Source organism: Patescibacteria group bacterium (assembly GCA_023380635.1).
GTDB lineage: Bacteria > Patescibacteriota > Microgenomatia > JAMCZE01 > JAMCZE01 > JAMCRP01.
This window is the reverse complement of the sequence record JAMCRP010000002.1, coordinates 80,308-97,401: the sequence shown is the minus strand read 5'-3', so window position 1 is coordinate 97,401 and position 17,094 is coordinate 80,308. Positions and strand designations below refer to the sequence as shown.

Here is a 17,094-nt window from a genome sequence, read left to right as displayed (position 1 = left end):
CACCCATGGCCGAAGGACCAGAAAGGTTTTATCGGCAGGTCCTGAAAATCCTGACTAAAACCGACATCCCGTTTCTGATCGGCGGGACTTTTGCTGTCCGGCACTATACCGGCATCGAGCGGCCGACAAAAGACATCGACATCTTTTGTAAAGCCAGTGATTCCCCAAAAATTCTGAAAATATTTACTGACCGGAAATTTCCCACTACTGTTTGGGATGTCCGTTGGCTGGCTAAAATTTTTGGCAAAACCAGCCGCAAAAATATCGCCGATTTGGTTTTCGGCTCCATTCAGGGCACCTGGCAGGTCAATGACGGCTGGTTTCAATGGTCCCAACCGGCCAAAATCCTGGGCCTTGATTTACGGGTTCCATCGGTATCCGATTTAATTATTAGCCGAATTTACCGGGTGGAACGGGAGAAATTTGAAGGTCCGGATATTGCCCACTTAATCTTAAAACAGAGTAAAAATATTGACTGGAAATATCTTTTGAGCACTCTGGAACGCAATTGGGAAATCTTGCTTATCCACCTTATCTTGTTTCGCTATATCTACCCTTCCGAACGCAATCTGGTACCGGAGTGGGTTATGAAGGAACTGGCCAGCCGATTGGAACAACAGTTTGGGACCAATCCCCCGCAAAATAGAGTGACCCGGGGGTCTATTATCTCGACAACAGATTACCGCATTGATATCGAAAAATGGGGATATAAAGACATCACACACTAATTTTTAATTTGAAATTCTAAATTTGAATTGAATTTGAAATTGATTAATTTTAAATTTTAAAATTGATTTCAAATTTCAAAGTTCAAATTTCAAATTGATTATTGCTGCTCTTGCCGATTTGCACACCAAAATATCCGAGCCCGACAGTTGCCGGGAAATTTTTAAGGAAGTGTCCGGAAAAGCGGATATTCTTCTTTTAGGCGGCGACCTGACCGACCATGGCGAGCCTTCGGAGGCTAAAGTCCTGGCAGCTCAGCTTAAAGACTGTTCCATCCCCGTCCTGGCTGTTCTAGGCAATCATGACTTCGAGAGCGACCAAATCGAGGAAGTCACAAAAATTATTGAAAGCGAACGGGTCCAGGTTCTTGATGGCGACTGGGTCGTTAAAGACGGTGTGGGTTTTGCCGGGGCCAAGGGCTTTGGCGGGGGCTTTGCCCCCCACCACCTGCCGCCCTGGGGGGAACCGGCGATAAAAGTTTTTGCCACGGATGATATCGGTGAGACTCTAAAACTGGAGCGGGCTCTATCCCATCTGGAGACCAAAATAAAAATAGTCCTGCTGCACTATGCTCCGATCACCGAGACGATTGAAGGCGAATCGTTGGAAGTTTATCCATTTTTAGGCTCCTCACGGTTAGTCGAACCCATTGATAATTTAGGCGCGACCATCGTCTTCCACGGTCATTCCCACCACGGAAAGTTTCAGGGAAAAACCCCAAAAGGGGTTCCTGTTCATAATGTCGCCTTGGATGTTCTGCGTCACCTGTCGCCGCCGAAGTCGTTTTATCTGTATGAGGTTAAAAATCAGCCGAAGATGTGATCGATAGTTTCTTCCTCGAAAGCGTTTTCCCGTTTAATGAAGTGATAAGCCAGACTGGGGTCGAAAACATCCTTGTCTTCGTGAATAAAAGCCAAGTGCTGTTCTTCAAATATCCGGAAAAATTCGTCCCAACTGATGTTCACGGGGCGTTTATCGGAACTGAAAAAAGTGTCATCACCGTGACCAGGAAAATCGATGCGGATGGAACTGTAACCATTTTCTCCGATTCGCTGCGGCCGGCCGTTAAACTTTTGCGCCCAAGCGGCAATCTCCTGATGGTCAACCGTAATATTTTGCCTATCTGGTATATCAAGCATTGGGTCTAAAGGTAATGCTCAGGCACAAAAAAGGGGCTAAAATTTTGTAAGAAAGGGGCAAGGCTCGGTCATGCTCTTTCAGAAATTTAATTTTTCGAGAATAGTATGGAACTATGCTGAAGAACTTCACCTTTGTCTTGCTGGGAATTTTTATTGTTTTAATAATTGCCGGTATCCTGGCAGCGTTCGGCTGGTTATCTCTTGAACCTGCCAGAGCCATAATTCCCGCGCCGATCCCGCCGGTTGCTTCCGGGTATATCAAAAATATCTCGTTTAATAATGCCATGGTTAATATGACAATCGCTCCGGTCGATAATCCGTCAGGCATTTTTAATCAAAATTGCCAGACGGCTCCAAACGGGACTGACCAAATCTGCCAGGCTTCCCAAAATGTGGAAATTGACACCCAGCTGCTTTCCAAAAATCTGGATTTTACTTCTCCTGCCAGTCTTTATCGGTCAATAGTTAACATCTATCCCCATGTCCTTTTTCAATTTAACTTTACGGCCGGACAGATCAGTAAGATCGCAGAAAAAACTTCTTAATTAATCAGGCCGAGCGAAGATGAGAAGGCGCTCCAGGGCCGTGCCGGGAGGTGTACAAGTCTGAAGAATAAGCTGACTCGCAGTCTGATGTAAGTATTGTCCCTGGTTTGGCCAGACGACTTTTTTATCAAAGACAGTGTACTTGTATACGACACCGTTATCCGTAATGGTGATTTTATCCCCGTTAGTCAGTTCTCCCAGGCGCAAAAATACGGCGTTGTAGCGGGTCAAACGCCAAGGTAGATCTGAAGAGTGGGCAAATATATATATTGTCCCCGGCTGACCCGGAAGAGCAGTTCCTGCCGCTTGAGCTACCCCGTGTTCTAGAGCTTTTTGATAAGCCGCGGGATTCTGAGAATTAACTCCTAAAACTATCGGGGCAACCGCATTAATTTTAGGAATACTTAAATAAATTCCCGAGTCGGCAGCGGGAACCGGAGGCGGTTTGGCGAAATAAACAGCAAACAGCGGATAAAAAGTGAAAATTATCCCTGCCAGACCCAGGGCAATCAGCGAATTGCCAAGCCAAGTGAGATTAAAACGAACCATAGCAAAACTACCGCAGGGTACCAGTTGTTTCCGGTTGCCGGCAAAATTTCCCCGGTACTGGCTCCAAGAACTTCAGGGCTATTTGGAGACGAACCGGTATTATTGCCGGAACTGCTGGTTTCCGTTACTGTCGTGTTGCTACTGGTATTGTTATTATTTTCCCCTCCTCCGGAAGGGAGGATTGGGGGCTGAGGCGGACCAGGAGGCGGTGGTCCGGGCGGAGGTGGAGACGGCGGACAGGGCGGAGTAACAGTAACATTGGCGTTGGCTTTATTTTCAATTTTTACTTCCTGCGTAATACTCCCCGTTTCAATCGAAACCTCACCGATATTTTTGCTGGCCTTGTTTCCGCCGGTATCCGCGCCCAAACTTATTATATTTTCAATTTTAGTTACCGGCGACGCCTGAACCACTGTTGTTTGCGAAGTCACCGCCGAAGAAATGTCGTTAGTGGTGCCGGTCCCATTGCCGGAAATATCAGAATTAGATTCCGCCAGCGCGAAACCAGGGCCAGACCCAACGATTAAGAGGAGGAGAATAATTATTTTCGAGCATAGCGCTTTAGCCATAATCCTGCAAGAATTAGCGGAATTAACCCCAGAAGATAAGCCAGATTAATTGTTACCATCCGCCGGGCGGTGGAGTTGGCCGGCAGAGACAGAGCGTGCGCCGCCGCTACCAGATTTGGTCCCGACTGCTCCGCCGTGTTAGCTCCGGCGACCGACTGAAAGTTCTGCGAAGAAAAGACTGAATGGACGAACTGGGTGACACTCTCTTCTGTCTGAGTAACCGTCGTGGTTGTTTGCGGCTGCTGGTTTTGGCTTTCTGTATTTTGAGCGGTAATTTGTTCCTGGTTGTTTTCCGCGGGCGCCGGCGGATCGGTCGGTTTTTCTTTGGTTTGTCCCGGCGTCACAAAGTCCCCGAACCAGCTGCCAAAGACATTCACGACAGTGACTACCAGCCGGGCGTCGCCGGCAATATTGTCATTCACAAAATTCACCACATTGGCAATAATTTGGGCATTTCCCGTGGAAATCGTGGAGTTTCCTCCGGTGTTTTTATTAGCCTGGTTACCGCCGGTATTGGCCGACAATAAAAGATTGTTTACCACTTTTGACAGGTTGGTTTGTTCAACTAAATTGTTACTGGTGTTACTGCTGTTGGTCACATTGATGCTGTCTGCTCCGTTTCCGGAATTGGTTACCGTGGTTCCTGAAGAAGCAGCGACATTGGTTCCCGGATCCATCCCCAAAATATGCCCCACCCATTTGCCGGCTTCATTTACCAGGACCAGCCAAACAGTTTGTCCGGCCGACACATTAGTGTTGGCCACCGTCACCGTTTTGGCATCGACAGACGCTGTGCCGCTTTTAACCGCCGTGTCGCCCCCGGTATTGAGGTTATTATTGTTGCTGCCGGTCGTGGCGGTTAATACTAAATTATTGGTAATGTCTGCGGAATTATTTTGGAAAGTCGCGTCAGAAGTTTCTGCCGAGGTTGTTGCCGAATTTGTCGAACCATCGCCGTTACTTTGGTTACTGAGGTTACTTTGGTCACTGTTGTTACTGCTGCCTGCCAATGCGGGCAAAATAATATCGCCGGTTAACTTGCCGTAAATATTAACGACATTATAAAGAACATTCCCCGCAATGTTGTTGTTCACGAAATTTAAAACATTGCCGGCGACATTGGCATTGCCCGTTGTTACGCCGGTATTCCCGTCAGTGTTGAGATTCGCCTGGTTGGTACCGGAATTGGCGGTGAGAATTAAACTGCCGCCGACTGTGGCGACATTGTTTTGGAAAGTATTTGCCGTGTCAGTAGAAGCTGCCCCCACGGTATTTGTCGAGCCGCCGCCGTTACTTTGGTTACTGAGGCTACTTTGGTTACTGCCGTTACTGACAACACTGGCATTGCCGGGATCAAGAATAATATCCCCGGTGTGATTGTCCGCCACATTAAAAGTCGCCACTGTCGCCCCGGCCGCATTCGTGTTGACAGTGGTTAAAAGAGTTCCGGAAACATTGGCGTCACCGGTGGTTAAGTTGGTATCGCCGCCGGTATTTTTGGAAGCGATATTGTTCCCGGTCACTGAAGCGGCGGTCACGGTATTATCAACCGCCGCCGTATTTGTTTGGGTAGCATTATTAGTTGCAGTACTGGTATCGTTGGCGGTGTTATTGGACCCCGCTCCGTTATTCGTGTTTGCCGGATCGTCTGCGCTTCCTGTTGCCGAGTTACCGGACGAGGGATTTGCTAAATTTGTATTTCCGTCAACTACTCCGGTTACGGTTGTGGTTGCCGGCGCGGTTGTTAAATTGGTTTCACCTGTCCCGCCGGTGGCAATCTGACTTCCGGAACTTGTAGTATTCGCTGTTGGAGCCGGATCAGTAGAGGCAGCCGTGGTAGTCGGGACCGGGGTTGTTGTTGCCGGTGGCTGAGTTGGCGTCGCCGGCGCCGGATCGGCGGCTGGTGAGGGATTAGCAGAAACGGTATCTGTGGCCGGAGCCGGCGTTGTTGCTGCCGGAGATTCGGGCGTTGACGGAGCAGTGGGTGCGCTGGGCGTTGACGGTGCAGACGGGGCACTTGGTTCAGACGGCGCGGTTGGAGCTGAAGGAGCACTCGGTGCTGTCGGAGCCGCCGGACTGGTCTCTTCAGCCAATACCGGATAACTGCTCGGTACTAATAAAAGTATTGCTAAAAAGATGACGGCTATTTTCTTTTTAATTGAAAATTTAATCATTTTTATTTCTGGCAGGCTCCCGGCGGAAGTGCCGCACACCGGGAGACCTACCCGGAAAAACTTAGACCCCTAAAAAACCAAAGAGACCGCCCATGTCAAAGGAAAGACCCAGGTCGGTTCCGTTGGGTAGAGTCAGACTTCCGAAAACATTGGCGCCGGTCGTATTGTTAATCGTCGCCAAACTGCCGGAATTACCGGTTAAAACCGCCACTCCGTTAGCCCCGGTCGTGCCGGTATTCTCGTTAGTGTGGTTTGTCCCGGTGACAGGATCAATAGTTAGTGCATTACTAAACATGGCCCCGTTGCCGGCTTGATGCTCGTCACCACTGCCCTGAAACAGCATTAAACTGTCAGCAAGGCTTTGGTTCACCTGGTTATACGAGTCTGCCCCATTTCCGGAAATTGTTTTGTTGTCCGTCAGAAGACAGCCACAATCGGTCGTCGCCGCGTTGAAATTGGCTCGGTTCATGACCGTAGCGATAGCTGCCGTGTCTCCGGTTCCGACAAAAACACTGTCATTGGTATTTTCGTCAGCCCGGTTTCCGCCGGTACCGCCACTAAGGGTCAAGGCGTTAGAAATATCCGCCAGATTGCTCTGGGTAATCGTGTCTGTCCGCATGTTGGAACGGTTAATCGTGCTGTTGCTGTCCGCGCCGTTTTGACTAATCGTCAAATTGGTCGTCGAACTGCCGCCCGCCCCGGTTCCGCCGCCGAGATTAGCCAGATTGGCATTAGCCCGGTTATTGACGGTTACTTCTGATCCGGCATTGCCGGTCATAATGGCCACATCTTTGCCGCTAGTTCCTCCGGTATTTTCATTCGCCCGGTTGTCACCGGTCGTCAAATCCGTGGTCACGGCATTAGTAATATCCGCCAGATTATTCTGGAAGACCGAATTGGTGGTCGTCTGACTGGCATTAATATGGTTATATGAGTCTGCTCCATTTCCGGAAATTGATCCGTTAAGAGTCCCGCTGCATCCGTTACAATCCGGCGTTGTCGCCACATTCACATTGGCTTTAGTGCTCAAGGTAACCCGGGAAGTCGCGTCTCCGGTTTGAATGGAAACGGACCCGCCGGTGTTTTTGTTGGCATCATTGCCGCCGGTATCGCCGGTTACTGTTACCGCGTTAGTCACTGTCGCGGTATTATTTTGCACGACAGTATTGGTCTTGGTAACATCACTGTTGATAACATTGTTCGTGTCAGCCCCATTATCAGAGACCGTTAGATTGGTTGTTCCCTGAGCAAAAGCTGGCATAGCAGTGGAAAGAAGCAGGGCTCCTGAAGCGAGGATAGCTCCTATTTTTGCTTTAATCATTATTTCACCCCCTCCCTTTTTGAGAATGCAATCGGTAGCCTTAAACTACCGAGGACACTTCGAGGCCGATAGTAACTGATTCTGACGAGAACCGGTTGAAAGGAAAGTAAGAAGATGTAAGAAGGAACGGGAATTTATATTTAGAAGTTCACGGGAATAACGGTTTTGCTGCCCTTTATTTCCCCAGCCTGTAATTTGTAATCTTTATCGGAAGTACTGATGGGAAAACCGACCCGGGTGAATTTAGTGGAAATCGCCGGCACCGTTACCGGATCGTTGGTAATTTCGGCAGCTACCCAGTCAGAACTGTCGTTCACATTTAAGCGCAAATAGTCGGCCGTGTTAAGCTGCACGCCGGCCGGAGAGCCATTGCGCAGTTTCAAATTAAAAATTAAGAACACCTTGCCCGGAGCCGCTGTCGCTTCCTGGCCGCGCAGGATAATATTATTTCGCAACTCTGCCGACTGGATCGTATAGCTTAATTTGGTAATTTCGTTTCCGCTGGCATCCAGCATGGGAAAACTAAACTCCCGGTTAATCTCGGTTGATTTTAGTGGAGCATCGGAGGCTTGAGCGGTAACGCTGGTGGCATCGGCGACCGTAGTTTGTTTGGCGCGGCTGCTAAGCCATTTACCCCCGGCTATTACTAATAGTCCGAGGACTGCTGCCACGATTATTAATTTGCGCATCATAACGGGTGGTTAAATAGACTGGGCATTTTGCCCCGGAATAGTAGTACTGTTTCCGCTTCCACCAAGGCTAATCGTCGTGTAACTGCTTCCCGCCAGGCGGACAATTTCCACTTCAATTTCACTGCCATCCGCACTGGCGCCAACCAGGCGGTTGATCACATTGTCATTGGTGTTAGTAACAATGTACGAGGTGACGGTCATCCCCCCTCTGGCAATCTGGTCCTGGTACCACGAAGTTACGGCGGAAGGTTCGTCGGTAGTTTCGTAAGTCACTACTCCGCTAGAATTATCAATTTGCGTGGCTCCGGGATAAATCCAGGGATTAGCCAGCGGCGCCCCGCCGGGAAGCGTAGGACTTTGATTATTGGCAATGTCTGTCAGCGGCGCTTCAAAAAATTTCTGCAACGGAGTTCCTCCTTTCCAGGCGGAAAAAATAATCGCAGCGGCCAGAATTGCGGCCAAAACTAAATCCATATCTTAACCATTCTCCGTTTATGTTTTTACAATTTAAAGATAAAATCGTAAGAATATGCAAATAAGCTCTCCGGCTTTTGCTAACCAGGAAGCAATTCCCCCCATCTACACCTGCGACGGTGACGGTATTAATCCTCCCTTGGAAATTTCCGATGTCCCGGCCGAAGCCCAAAGTCTGGTCCTGATTGTTGACGACCCTGACGCGCCTAACGGCACTTTTGACCACTGGCTGCTCTGGAATATTAACCCCACGATCACGGAAATTCCTGAAGGAACTACTCCGGCCGAAGCGGTAGCCGGCACCAATTCCGCCCGAAAAACCGGATATATCCCCCCTTGCCCGCCGGAAGGCGTTCATCATTATCGTTTCATGTTGTCCGCGTTAAATAAACTTTTAACTCTGGAACCGGGCGCCGACCGCGACGAACTCGAAGAAGCGATAAAAAATGCCGTCATTGCCCGGGCTGAACTGGTCGGACTCTATTCCCCGGAGTACCCGCGGGGGTAAATTAATATGTATATCTTAAAACCGCTGCCATATGATTTTGCCGCACTGGAACCCTACATTGACGAAAAAACCGTGCGGATCCACCATGACGGCCATCAGGCAACTTATGTTAAAAACCTGAACGAGGCCGTGGCGAGTTATCCTGATCTGGAAGCCCAAAGTCCTGAAGATTTATTAATAAATTTGGAAGACATTCCGGCGGACATTAAAACCAAAATCCGTAATAATGCCGGGGGCGTGGTTAATCACGAATTATATTGGGAAGTGATGGCTCCCAACCATGAAGATGTCCTGCCGCTGCCAACCGGAAAATTAGCGGCCGCTATCGATAAAGTCTTTGACAGTTTTACCGCTTTCCAGGAACGGTTTAGCAAGGTCGCTACTTCACACTTTGGTTCCGGTTACGCTTGGCTGGTAAATACTGCGGAAGGAATCATGATTACCGAAACCGCTAATCAGGACTCGCCGCTTACCCTCGGACACACACCCATTATCGGCCTGGATGTCTGGGAACACGCATATTATCTGAAGTACCAGAACAAGCGAACGGATTATGTGAAGAATTGGTGGTATCTGGTCAACTGGGCCCAGGCAGAAAAAAACTACCAGGAAGCTTTATCAAAAGAAAGTTAAAAGATGGCCAACAACCCCAGCAGAATCAAGCCTATTCCTCCCACAATCGCCGCGATTGTCGGCAGTTCCACACCGGATTTAGGAATCGGCGGTGGGGCAGCTTTCGGCTGACAGCTGACATCCGAAGTGCAGGTATTCCTTCCCGCTCCGTTTACAGTGACACAGGCATTATTCTGGCAAGTTTTATGCATTGCGACCACTACTGGGGCAGGTGCTGGCGCGGGCGCCGGTGTCGGGGCAGGTGCTGGCGCCGGACAGGAGCAACTCGGCTCAGTAATACAAGCGGAATTACGGCAATTTCCCCCGGCGCAGATCAGGCCATTACCGCACTCCTCCGTCTTAACGCAGGACTGGTTACAGGTCTTAAGCGGTGGTGGGCATTGGCAATCTGACTGGTTGGTACAGGCGGCATTGCGGCACCGACCATCCACACAGGCCAGATCATTGGGACAATCAGCAGAATTCGTGCAGGAGGTGTTGCAGGTCGGACTCGGTTTCGGCTGGGCTGTATAAGTCAAAGTTACGACACATTTATCTCCGCCAGCGACTTTGCCGGAGCTGTCTCCTACCCCCGCCGAAATCGTCCAGGTTTGGTCAGCAGAAAGGGTAGCCGGAGCCGTCCAGGTAGTTGTCTGGCTGGTTGGCGAGGAAAGAGTTCCCACATTCGTCCCGCTGCTGGTCACGCTCCAGCTATATGTCAGTGTTCCACTCCCGGTACCGGTAACTGTTAAGGTCTTGGCAGCCGCTGCTGTCGCTATTAAATCGTTGGGGCTAAGCGTAATCGAGTCACAACTTAGCGGCGTGACCGGCAGAGCGGCGACCGTAAAACTTAGGCTGCAGGCACTGGTTGTTGTGGGGGTCGTCGGCTCGGCTGCTTTGGGTTTCGCCTGTGGCACAGTTGGGGCAACCGGGGCTGTGGTATTAGTCCGAATAGCAATCGTAATAGCCAGGACCGCTCCGACCGCAATAATAGCGGTTATCAAAATTCCGGCGATAAACGAAACTTTATTGTTCATTAAGACAAAGTCTTATTCGAGCCAAATATCTTGTGTATTCCAATGGACTTTGATGCGAACTGAGTAAGTTCCGGCAGCAGTAATCGTGTAGGCTTGGCTCGCTTTCCAAGTCTGAACGACATCATTAGCACCTGTTTCCTGAGTCGTATTTACATCAGTGTTTAAAACTTCCGTTCCGTCCTTAAGGACAATAAATTTAATTTTGTCAATGGCGCTGCCAGCTGTCTGATTGTTAGTAAGCGTTCCCCGACCGGTAAAAGTAACTGTGTCACCGACTTTGAGGGTAGATAAATCCTTATCAGCCTGGACATTTTGGCAAGCGGCGGTCACTGCCGGCGGGACCGGAGGAGTTTTAACCGTCGCCGTCAGTTTGCAGGCAGATGCGCCATCACAAAGAATCCGTGGCGGCCCGTCAACACAGTCGGCGCGGCATTCGACCTGGCTGTCATTCCAGACCCGGCCAAAAACGGTGTACGTTCCGGCCGCCGTCGGCGTCCACTTTAAGGAATAAGTTCCGGCACTGGCTGACTGCTTGTCAATTTCCGGCGGCGAACTAGGACAGCTGCCGGTATAAGCACTCAAAGAAACGTCCGTCACTGTCCCGCTGGCTGTCAGCGAGAAAGTGTACTGACTGCCAACCTGCAAATTAGTCAGATCAGCCGTGGTAGTTAAACTGACGCAATTTGGCGGTTGGGGAGCTCCGGTAGTAAAGTTGTAATTATAAGTCTGTTCCGCATGGACAATTAATTGTCCGTTTGCATCTTCATAATAAGGCGTTACTCGCCAGGTATAAACGGTATTGGCCTTTAAAGCGGTGATAGCCGGTTGGCCGTCAGTATGACAAGACGGCGAACCGTCGCACTTTTTGAACTTGCTAAAACTCATTGAAGTTGGCAGTATGGGAACATTCATACTGTCGGCCCGGGCAAAAGCTGTCGTCGCCTGGTTACCTTCAAATAGGTAAACAGAAACGCCGTAATTTTGGTGGGAACAACCAAAATCCGTGGTACACTGCCCATTATCTTCAGGACGATAGCCGCCATAACCCCAAGCAAAGTCCGGAGTTAAGGAAACTCCGGTGGCACTTTGGGCTGGTTGCTGAGTGCTTTTACCACAGGCAGTATTCGGGTCAGCCGGCCAGCGGGCATTAGTACAACCGGCCGACGCCGCTTTGGACCGGATATCCTGCTGACGCTTCACCAGAACAACCCCCGCCACCAAACCCGCAACCAAAATAAGGCTGATAGCTATTGCCGCTAAGATTTTTTTATTAGCCAATCCCTCCATTGTCATATTGCTACATGGCTACATTGCTAATAATTTAACAATGTAACAATGAAACAATTTAGCAATTAGTTTATGTTTTCTTTTTCCCGATAATTATTTGGATGTCAGCTTTACCGGAAGGGGTGGCCAGAAGCTCGTCAGTGACAGATTCATAAGTCTCCAGAAGAGTTGTTTTAAGTTCGGTCAAAATCTTATCCGGCACCTCTTTGGTCGCCCGCAGGCGCGTTGCCGCAAACCCGGCCGAGGTAGCATTTTTCGTGTCGGTAATATCAAAGCCTTCAGCTTTAAGCTTGTCTGCTAACTTCCCGGCCTCGCCGGTGATGAGGGTTCCGTTTAGTATCTCCACAGGATAATCAGCCGGCTTTGGCTCCGGCGCGGGCGGCGGGGGTGGAGTTGGTGCCACGGGCGAGGTAATTTCTGTTTTGGCCGGTCTGCCTAAACCCGGCAGGCGGTGGAGATTTTTGACTATTAATAATACTAAAAGAATACCCACAGTTGCCGCTCCTATCAGGAAAAGATAACGGGGGTTCAGACGATTTAAAAATAGCGGCAGCTCGAAACCCGCTTTTGTGGTTGAAGATGAGTTAACAATGAGATCATAAATGTCGGTTTGGGCCAAATTAACGGTCTGCAAATTGAAGTGCGATGGGAAGACCCCAACAGAATAGGTTGGAGCGTTTCCCAGATCATGATTCGCCCGGAACTCTTCCAGCCGGGCCACAAAAACATCGTTTTTGACCACCGCTAAATCCAAAATCTCTCCATTTTCCGCCGCCACCATCACTATTTCGCGTTCCTGAGGAATTAAAAAGAGGTATTTTCCCGCCTGAGGAAACTTTTCTACCAGAGCGTTAGCCGGGCTTTTGACCCCGATTATTTTTTTACCCAGCTCCTGAAACGGACGCTCTAAATCCTCTACCAGCTTCTTCTCAAAAGCCGTGTAGGTAACTCTGTCGCCCTTCCCTTTTACCTTGGACTCTTCCGTGTTGATAACCAGTTCTTCCTTAAAATATGGCAGGCCGTGAATAAAAATGTCAACGGAATCGGCTGCCGGCAAGGTCTTGGTAAAAACTTTGTCCGGACTGACAAAAAGCAAAACCTCTGCCGCGTCGCGAAGCTGGTCTTTCTGGGCAAACGCCATCTTCACTTGCCCGGAAAATTTGGCGGCATCAGCAATAAACCCATCCCTTAGCACTTCCGGAGAAAAGGTAATCTGGCCGGCAAACAACCGCGTCGCCGCCGACTTCAACCCACCAACTTCATAAGACAGGAGTTTGAGATTATCTTTCTCCAGAAATACCACCAAAAGCTTCTTCTTCCCGAAGGGCATACACATTCAGTGTAATAAATTAGCCGCGCCAATTGCAAGGGCTGGTCCGGCCCCAAAAAACCTAAAAACACCAAAGGACAAAAAGAATAATTCTTTACAAGAACGATTCTTTATAAGAACGACCCTTTCTTTAAAAAATAGCCTTGTAACCCCTAAGTCTGCAGTCAGAACTTCCGACCTGTGAAGGATCAAGCTGCTCCAGCCGCAGATAAGGCTGAAGCTTCCCCTTTACAAAGAATAGATAAGTTTGCTACAATCCCCTTGACAGTCCGGCGAAGACTGTTTTTTTGTAGTTACAATGTCTTTTTTGTGCTAAGCTAGTTTCATGAAAGACTTTACGATCACGGCTCCGGACTTTGGCAAAAATCCGGTCGTCTTTATTAAAGAAGTCCGCTCGGAACTAGCCAAAGTAGCTTGGCCAACTCGACCGGAAGTGGTCAGACTGACAGGGGTCGTTATTGGGGTCTCTATAATAGTCGGCGTGTATCTTGGGGGTTTGGATTATGTTTTTACCAGACTGATAGAACTTTTATTAAAACAGTAAATTAGATTTATCACATGGACGATCAAACAACTCAGCAAAATGTTCCGGAAAACGCCAAGTGGTATGTTCTGCATACCTACTCCGGCCATGAGAACAAAGTGGCCGCGGCGATTAAACAGCGCTCGGAGGCGATGAACATCGCCAACCGGGTATTTGATGTCCTCGTTCCCACCCGGGATACTGTCACCGTCAAAAGAGGCAAGAAAGAAGAAATAAAAGAGAAAATATTTCCGGGGTATATTTTGGTGAGAATGATTTTAGACGACGACTCGTGGTTAATCGTTCGCACTACTCCCGGAGTTACTTCTTTTGTGGGTATCGGCAACCGTCCGACCCCTCTATCTCCCAAAGAAGTTGACGCCATTACCAAATTCTCGCAGCTGGCCGCGCCAAAGTTCAAGACCAGTATCTCTGTCGGTGAAGCTGTCAAGATTGTTGACGGGCCGTTTGCCGACTTCCTGGGCAGTGTGGAATCTGTTGATGAAGCCCGCGGCAAGATCAAAGTCCTGGTCAGCATCTTTGGCCGGGAAACTCCGGTTGAGCTCGATTTCCTCCAGGTTAGCAAGCTTTAAAAATATGACCAAATCAGAAATTACTCATGATGCCGGTATTGATCAGTTATTAGAAGGTCTTGAACCGCTAAGCGACGAAGATGAGGTCAGACTGGAAATTCAAATACGCCGGGATAAGCCAAGAGAGACCAGGCATTGGGTCACAAAAAGATCTAATAACCACGGACCCTACCCTTGGGAAGGTGTCGATAGTGCCAGGCATTCTCAGGCCAGATCGACTTGCGAATAGAAGATTTTAATGAAAATTAGTATAGTTCATCTACCATTTTACCCGAAATCTACCGGGCCTAGCCGGAAGCTTTAAAGAGTATGGCCAAGACCAAAGAATTTGCTGATATTTTCGGATTAATAATTCCGGTCATGGTTAGGAATAACCAGCTTCCTGCCGTTCCGACCGGTGATCCCAAGCCCATCCCGGCTTCCCCCGATGATGAAATTAGCCAGGAAACCCTGACCAATCTGCGTGCCCCCACAAAAGGCCGGTTGAACTTTTTCGGTCAGCAAGTCGTACCGGAGCGCCGGCCCGATGCTAATAGCCTAAAGGCCCCGATGCCGTCACTTTACTCCGGACCCGCCAAATCTCAGGAGTAGACTCGACTACTGCGACTTTACTTTCTTACCGATATCAGATAAAATTAACTTACCAAGCAGCATTTGGCTGGGTGGGAGCTTGAAAAAGCGTATGGCTAAAAAGATTAAAACCGTTATTAAGTTAAATCTTCCCGCGGGCGAAGCAACTCCTGCTCCGCCGGTTGGTCCCGCTCTTGGTCAGCACGGTCTGCCGATTATGGACTTTGTCCGGGCCTACAATGAAAAAACCGCGGACAAGAAAGGCCAGGTTATTCCTGCTGTTATCACGGTTTTTGAGGATAGAACTTTCTCATTTATCACCAAGCTTCCCCCCGTTTCAGAACTTATCAAGAAAGAGCTCAAACTCGAGCATGGCGCAGGCTTTGCCGGAAGAGAGTCTGCCGGAACCCTAACTGCCGCCCAGGCCCGTAAAATCGCGGAAACCAAACTGGAAGATTTGAATACCACCGATGTCGATGCCGCCACTAAAATAGTCCAAGGCACCGCCCGCAGTATGGGTATTAAAAACGAATAATATGGGTAAAGTAAAAACCGCCATCATGGGAGATATTGAAGCTGAAGAAGCCGCCCGCAAAAAGGCGGAAGCCAAACGCGCTCAAAAAAAAGCCGAGAAAGCTGCCAAAGTTCCTAAAAAGGATGTTTTGAAGACAGAAGACAGAACTCTTGACCAGGAACCCTTGAAAGCAGAAAAATCAGATCAAGAGATCAAGACATTAAAACATCAAGATCAAAAAAATCCGCTTTCCGCCGTCAAGAATATCCGAGGTAAAAAATATCTCGAAGTTCGGGGTTTAGTTGACAAGAAAAAGGTTTACTCTCTTAAAGAGGCTCTCGATTTAGTCAAGAAAACTTCTTATTCGAAGTTCGACGGCACAGTAGAATTGCATCTTAATGTCACCGAAAAGGGCCTGCGCGGGATGGTGGCTTTGCCCCACGGCACCGGCAAACAAATCAAAGTAAAAGTTGCTGATGACGCCCTAATCGAGAATTTATCTAAGGGCGGTTCGATCGATTTTGATATTTTGGTGGCCCATCCGAGCATGATGCCCAAATTGGCCCGAGTGGCCAAGATCCTGGGACCAAAAGGTTTGATGCCCAACCCCAAAACCGGCACGATAGGCGAAAATCCGGAAAAATTAGTGGAAACTTTGTCCAAGGGCCAGATTAACTGGAAAACCGAAGCTGACTTCCCGATTATCCATACGATTATCGGTAAGGTCTCTTTCGAACCCAAAAAGCTCGAGGACAACTTTGCCGCCCTGACTAAAGCCGTCGGCAAAGACAAAATTAAAACCGCCTTCGTCAAACCCACCATGGGTCCGGCAGTGAAAGTGGCCGTTTAGTTATTGACGAACCGGAGGCAGAACCTATATAATAGTATCAGTTCCAAAGACAGTGGGCACAAAGCTAAGACCCACCCAGGAGCATCATAAGTTTCTTAAGAATTTTAAGTTACTTAAGTTTCGCTCGGTCTTTGACCGAGTTTTTTAATGCCTAAAGCTAAAAACATCGAAACCGTCGGAAAACTGGAAGAAAAGCTCAAAAAAGCCAAGGGCCTGGTTTTAACCGACTATCAGGGTCTCACCCACAAACAGATGGAAGACCTGCACAAAAGCGTCAAAAAAGCCGGCGCGGAATATGTTGTGGTCAAAAACAGCCTGCTAAACATTGCCTCTACCAGAAACCAGAAACCAGTCACCAGCGTCGGCCCGACTGCTGTCCTGTTAGCTTATGAAGACGAATTTGCTCCGCTTCGGGAATTGGTCAAATTTATTAAAACTAATTCCAAACCGGCGGTCAAAATGAGCGTTTTGGGCGGGACTGAATATGACGCGGCTGAAACTACCCGGATCGCCAGTTTGCCGTCAAAAGAAGGCTTAATCGCCCAGCTCATGTTTACTCTTAACGCGAATACTCAGAAACTAGCATACTTACTGACACAAGTTAAAAAATAATTCTCAATTTGAAATTCGAAATTTGAATTGAATTTTCAAATTTAAAATTGTAAATTTCAAATTTTCCTGGAGGTGACTATAAATGTCTGATAAAACTCAAAAAATCGTTGACGAAGTCGAAAAAATGACTGTTCTCGAGGTGGCTGAGCTCGTCAAAGCTCTCGAGGAAAAGTTTGGTGTGAGCGCTGCCGCGGTTTCAGTAGCGGCTTCGCCCGCCGGAGCTTCAGCGGAGGCGGGTCCCGCTGAGGAACAGACAACTTTCAATGTTGTTCTGACTAACGCCGGTGCCAACAAGATTTCCGTCATTAAAGCCGTTCGCGAAGTCGTCCCGACCCTGGGCCTGGCTGAAGCGAAGACTTTGGTGGAATCCGCTCCCAAGAATGTCGTCGAAGGAGTGAACAAAGCCACTGCAGAAGAAGCTAAGAAAAAACTGGAGGCTGCCGGAGCCACTGCAGAATTGAAATAAGAG

Annotated in this window: 23 protein-coding genes; 13 read left to right on the top strand and 10 right to left on the bottom strand. The window is 48.8% G+C overall.

Features of this window, described 5'->3' with window-relative positions; all coding sequences use genetic code 11:
* Positions 1-5: 5 nt before the first annotated feature.
* Both M1403_03630 and M1403_03625 read left to right on the top strand, forming a co-directional pair.
* On the top strand, positions 6-728 hold the full coding sequence (locus M1403_03630) for a hypothetical protein (GenBank protein MCL4398084.1): 723 nt from the start codon (positions 6-8) through the stop codon (positions 726-728).
* Positions 729-822: 94 nt separating this feature from the next.
* On the top strand, positions 823-1,548 hold the full coding sequence (locus M1403_03625) for a metallophosphoesterase (GenBank protein MCL4398083.1): 726 nt from the start codon (positions 823-825) through the stop codon (positions 1,546-1,548).
* Here M1403_03625 and M1403_03620 read toward each other — a convergent pair.
* A complete protein-coding gene (locus tag M1403_03620; GenBank protein ID MCL4398082.1) occupies positions 1,533-1,865 on the bottom strand; it encodes a hypothetical protein in 333 nt (110 codons plus the stop codon). The genes M1403_03625 and M1403_03620 overlap by 16 nt on opposite strands.
* A 113-nt stretch (positions 1,866-1,978) precedes the next feature.
* On the opposite strand from M1403_03620, the gene M1403_03615 reads away from it, so the two are divergent.
* The gene (locus M1403_03615) at positions 1,979-2,410 is read left to right on the top strand and encodes a hypothetical protein (GenBank protein MCL4398081.1); all 432 of its coding nucleotides are present in this window, start codon (positions 1,979-1,981) and stop codon (positions 2,408-2,410) included.
* Here the strand turns inward: M1403_03615 and M1403_03610 are convergent, their stop codons facing one another.
* From M1403_03610 to M1403_03585, 6 genes are all read right to left on the bottom strand, one after another.
* Positions 2,411-2,959: a sortase gene (locus M1403_03610; GenBank protein ID MCL4398080.1), complete on the bottom strand. Its 549-nt coding sequence runs from the start codon at positions 2,957-2,959 to the stop codon at positions 2,411-2,413.
* Entirely contained in the window at positions 2,920-3,528 is a 609-nt protein-coding gene (locus M1403_03605) for a hypothetical protein (GenBank protein ID MCL4398079.1), read from the bottom strand. Before M1403_03605 ends, M1403_03610 begins: the two co-directional genes overlap by 40 nt.
* Positions 3,501-5,702, bottom strand: coding sequence for a hypothetical protein (locus M1403_03600; GenBank protein ID MCL4398078.1), 2,202 nt, complete (start codon positions 5,700-5,702; stop codon positions 3,501-3,503). The genes M1403_03605 and M1403_03600 overlap by 28 nt, the downstream gene beginning before the upstream one ends.
* 61 nt (positions 5,703-5,763) lie before the next feature.
* The gene (locus M1403_03595; GenBank protein MCL4398077.1) at positions 5,764-7,023 is read right to left on the bottom strand and encodes a hypothetical protein; all 1,260 of its coding nucleotides are present in this window, start codon (positions 7,021-7,023) and stop codon (positions 5,764-5,766) included.
* Between the two features lie 140 nt (positions 7,024-7,163).
* Entirely contained in the window at positions 7,164-7,715 is a 552-nt protein-coding gene (locus tag M1403_03590; GenBank protein MCL4398076.1) for a hypothetical protein, read from the bottom strand.
* A gap of 9 nt (positions 7,716-7,724) precedes the next feature.
* The gene (locus tag M1403_03585; GenBank protein MCL4398075.1) at positions 7,725-8,189 is read right to left on the bottom strand and encodes a hypothetical protein; all 465 of its coding nucleotides are present in this window, start codon (positions 8,187-8,189) and stop codon (positions 7,725-7,727) included.
* 55 nt (positions 8,190-8,244) lie between these two features.
* Here M1403_03585 and M1403_03580 point away from each other — a divergent pair, with 55 nt between their 5' ends.
* Together M1403_03580 and M1403_03575 are read left to right on the top strand one after the other, a co-directional pair.
* Complete coding sequence (locus M1403_03580) at positions 8,245-8,697, top strand: YbhB/YbcL family Raf kinase inhibitor-like protein (protein MCL4398074.1); 453 nt, start codon at positions 8,245-8,247, stop codon at positions 8,695-8,697.
* A 6-nt stretch (positions 8,698-8,703) separates the two neighbouring features.
* A complete protein-coding gene (locus M1403_03575) occupies positions 8,704-9,330 on the top strand; it encodes a superoxide dismutase (protein ID MCL4398073.1) in 627 nt (208 codons plus the stop codon).
* Here M1403_03575 and M1403_03570 read toward each other — a convergent pair.
* From M1403_03570 to M1403_03560, 3 genes are all read right to left on the bottom strand, one after another.
* Positions 9,327-10,346, bottom strand: coding sequence for a hypothetical protein (locus tag M1403_03570; protein ID MCL4398072.1), 1,020 nt, complete (start codon positions 10,344-10,346; stop codon positions 9,327-9,329). The genes M1403_03575 and M1403_03570 overlap by 4 nt on opposite strands.
* A gap of 12 nt (positions 10,347-10,358) precedes the next feature.
* Complete coding sequence (locus tag M1403_03565) at positions 10,359-11,639, bottom strand: hypothetical protein (protein ID MCL4398071.1); 1,281 nt, start codon at positions 11,637-11,639, stop codon at positions 10,359-10,361.
* A 64-nt stretch (positions 11,640-11,703) separates the two neighbouring features.
* A complete protein-coding gene (locus M1403_03560) occupies positions 11,704-12,969 on the bottom strand; it encodes a LytR C-terminal domain-containing protein (GenBank protein ID MCL4398070.1) in 1,266 nt (421 codons plus the stop codon).
* 319 nt (positions 12,970-13,288) lie between these two features.
* Here M1403_03560 and secE point away from each other — a divergent pair, with 319 nt between their 5' ends.
* The 8 genes from secE (at position 13,289) to rplL (ending at position 17,091) form a co-directional block, all read left to right on the top strand.
* Entirely contained in the window at positions 13,289-13,507 is a 219-nt protein-coding gene (secE, locus tag M1403_03555) for a preprotein translocase subunit SecE (GenBank protein ID MCL4398069.1), read from the top strand.
* Positions 13,508-13,521: 14 nt separating this feature from the next.
* On the top strand, positions 13,522-14,079 hold the full coding sequence (nusG, locus tag M1403_03550) for a transcription termination/antitermination protein NusG (GenBank protein ID MCL4398068.1): 558 nt from the start codon (positions 13,522-13,524) through the stop codon (positions 14,077-14,079).
* 4 nt (positions 14,080-14,083) lie between these two features.
* Positions 14,084-14,308 carry a hypothetical protein gene (locus tag M1403_03545; GenBank protein ID MCL4398067.1) on the top strand — a complete coding sequence of 75 codons (225 nt, stop codon included), beginning with the start codon at positions 14,084-14,086 and terminating at the stop codon, positions 14,306-14,308.
* Between the two features lie 80 nt (positions 14,309-14,388).
* Entirely contained in the window at positions 14,389-14,670 is a 282-nt protein-coding gene (locus tag M1403_03540; GenBank protein ID MCL4398066.1) for a hypothetical protein, read from the top strand.
* A gap of 91 nt (positions 14,671-14,761) precedes the next feature.
* A complete protein-coding gene (gene rplK / locus M1403_03535; GenBank protein MCL4398065.1) occupies positions 14,762-15,184 on the top strand; it encodes a 50S ribosomal protein L11 in 423 nt (140 codons plus the stop codon).
* Between the two features lies 1 nt (position 15,185).
* A complete protein-coding gene (locus tag M1403_03530; GenBank protein MCL4398064.1) occupies positions 15,186-16,013 on the top strand; it encodes a 50S ribosomal protein L1 in 828 nt (275 codons plus the stop codon).
* A 147-nt stretch (positions 16,014-16,160) separates the two neighbouring features.
* The gene (gene rplJ, locus M1403_03525; GenBank protein ID MCL4398063.1) at positions 16,161-16,625 is read left to right on the top strand and encodes a 50S ribosomal protein L10; all 465 of its coding nucleotides are present in this window, start codon (positions 16,161-16,163) and stop codon (positions 16,623-16,625) included.
* Between the two features lie 82 nt (positions 16,626-16,707).
* The gene (gene rplL / locus M1403_03520; protein ID MCL4398062.1) at positions 16,708-17,091 is read left to right on the top strand and encodes a 50S ribosomal protein L7/L12; all 384 of its coding nucleotides are present in this window, start codon (positions 16,708-16,710) and stop codon (positions 17,089-17,091) included.
* The last annotated feature ends 3 nt before the right edge of the window (positions 17,092-17,094 follow it).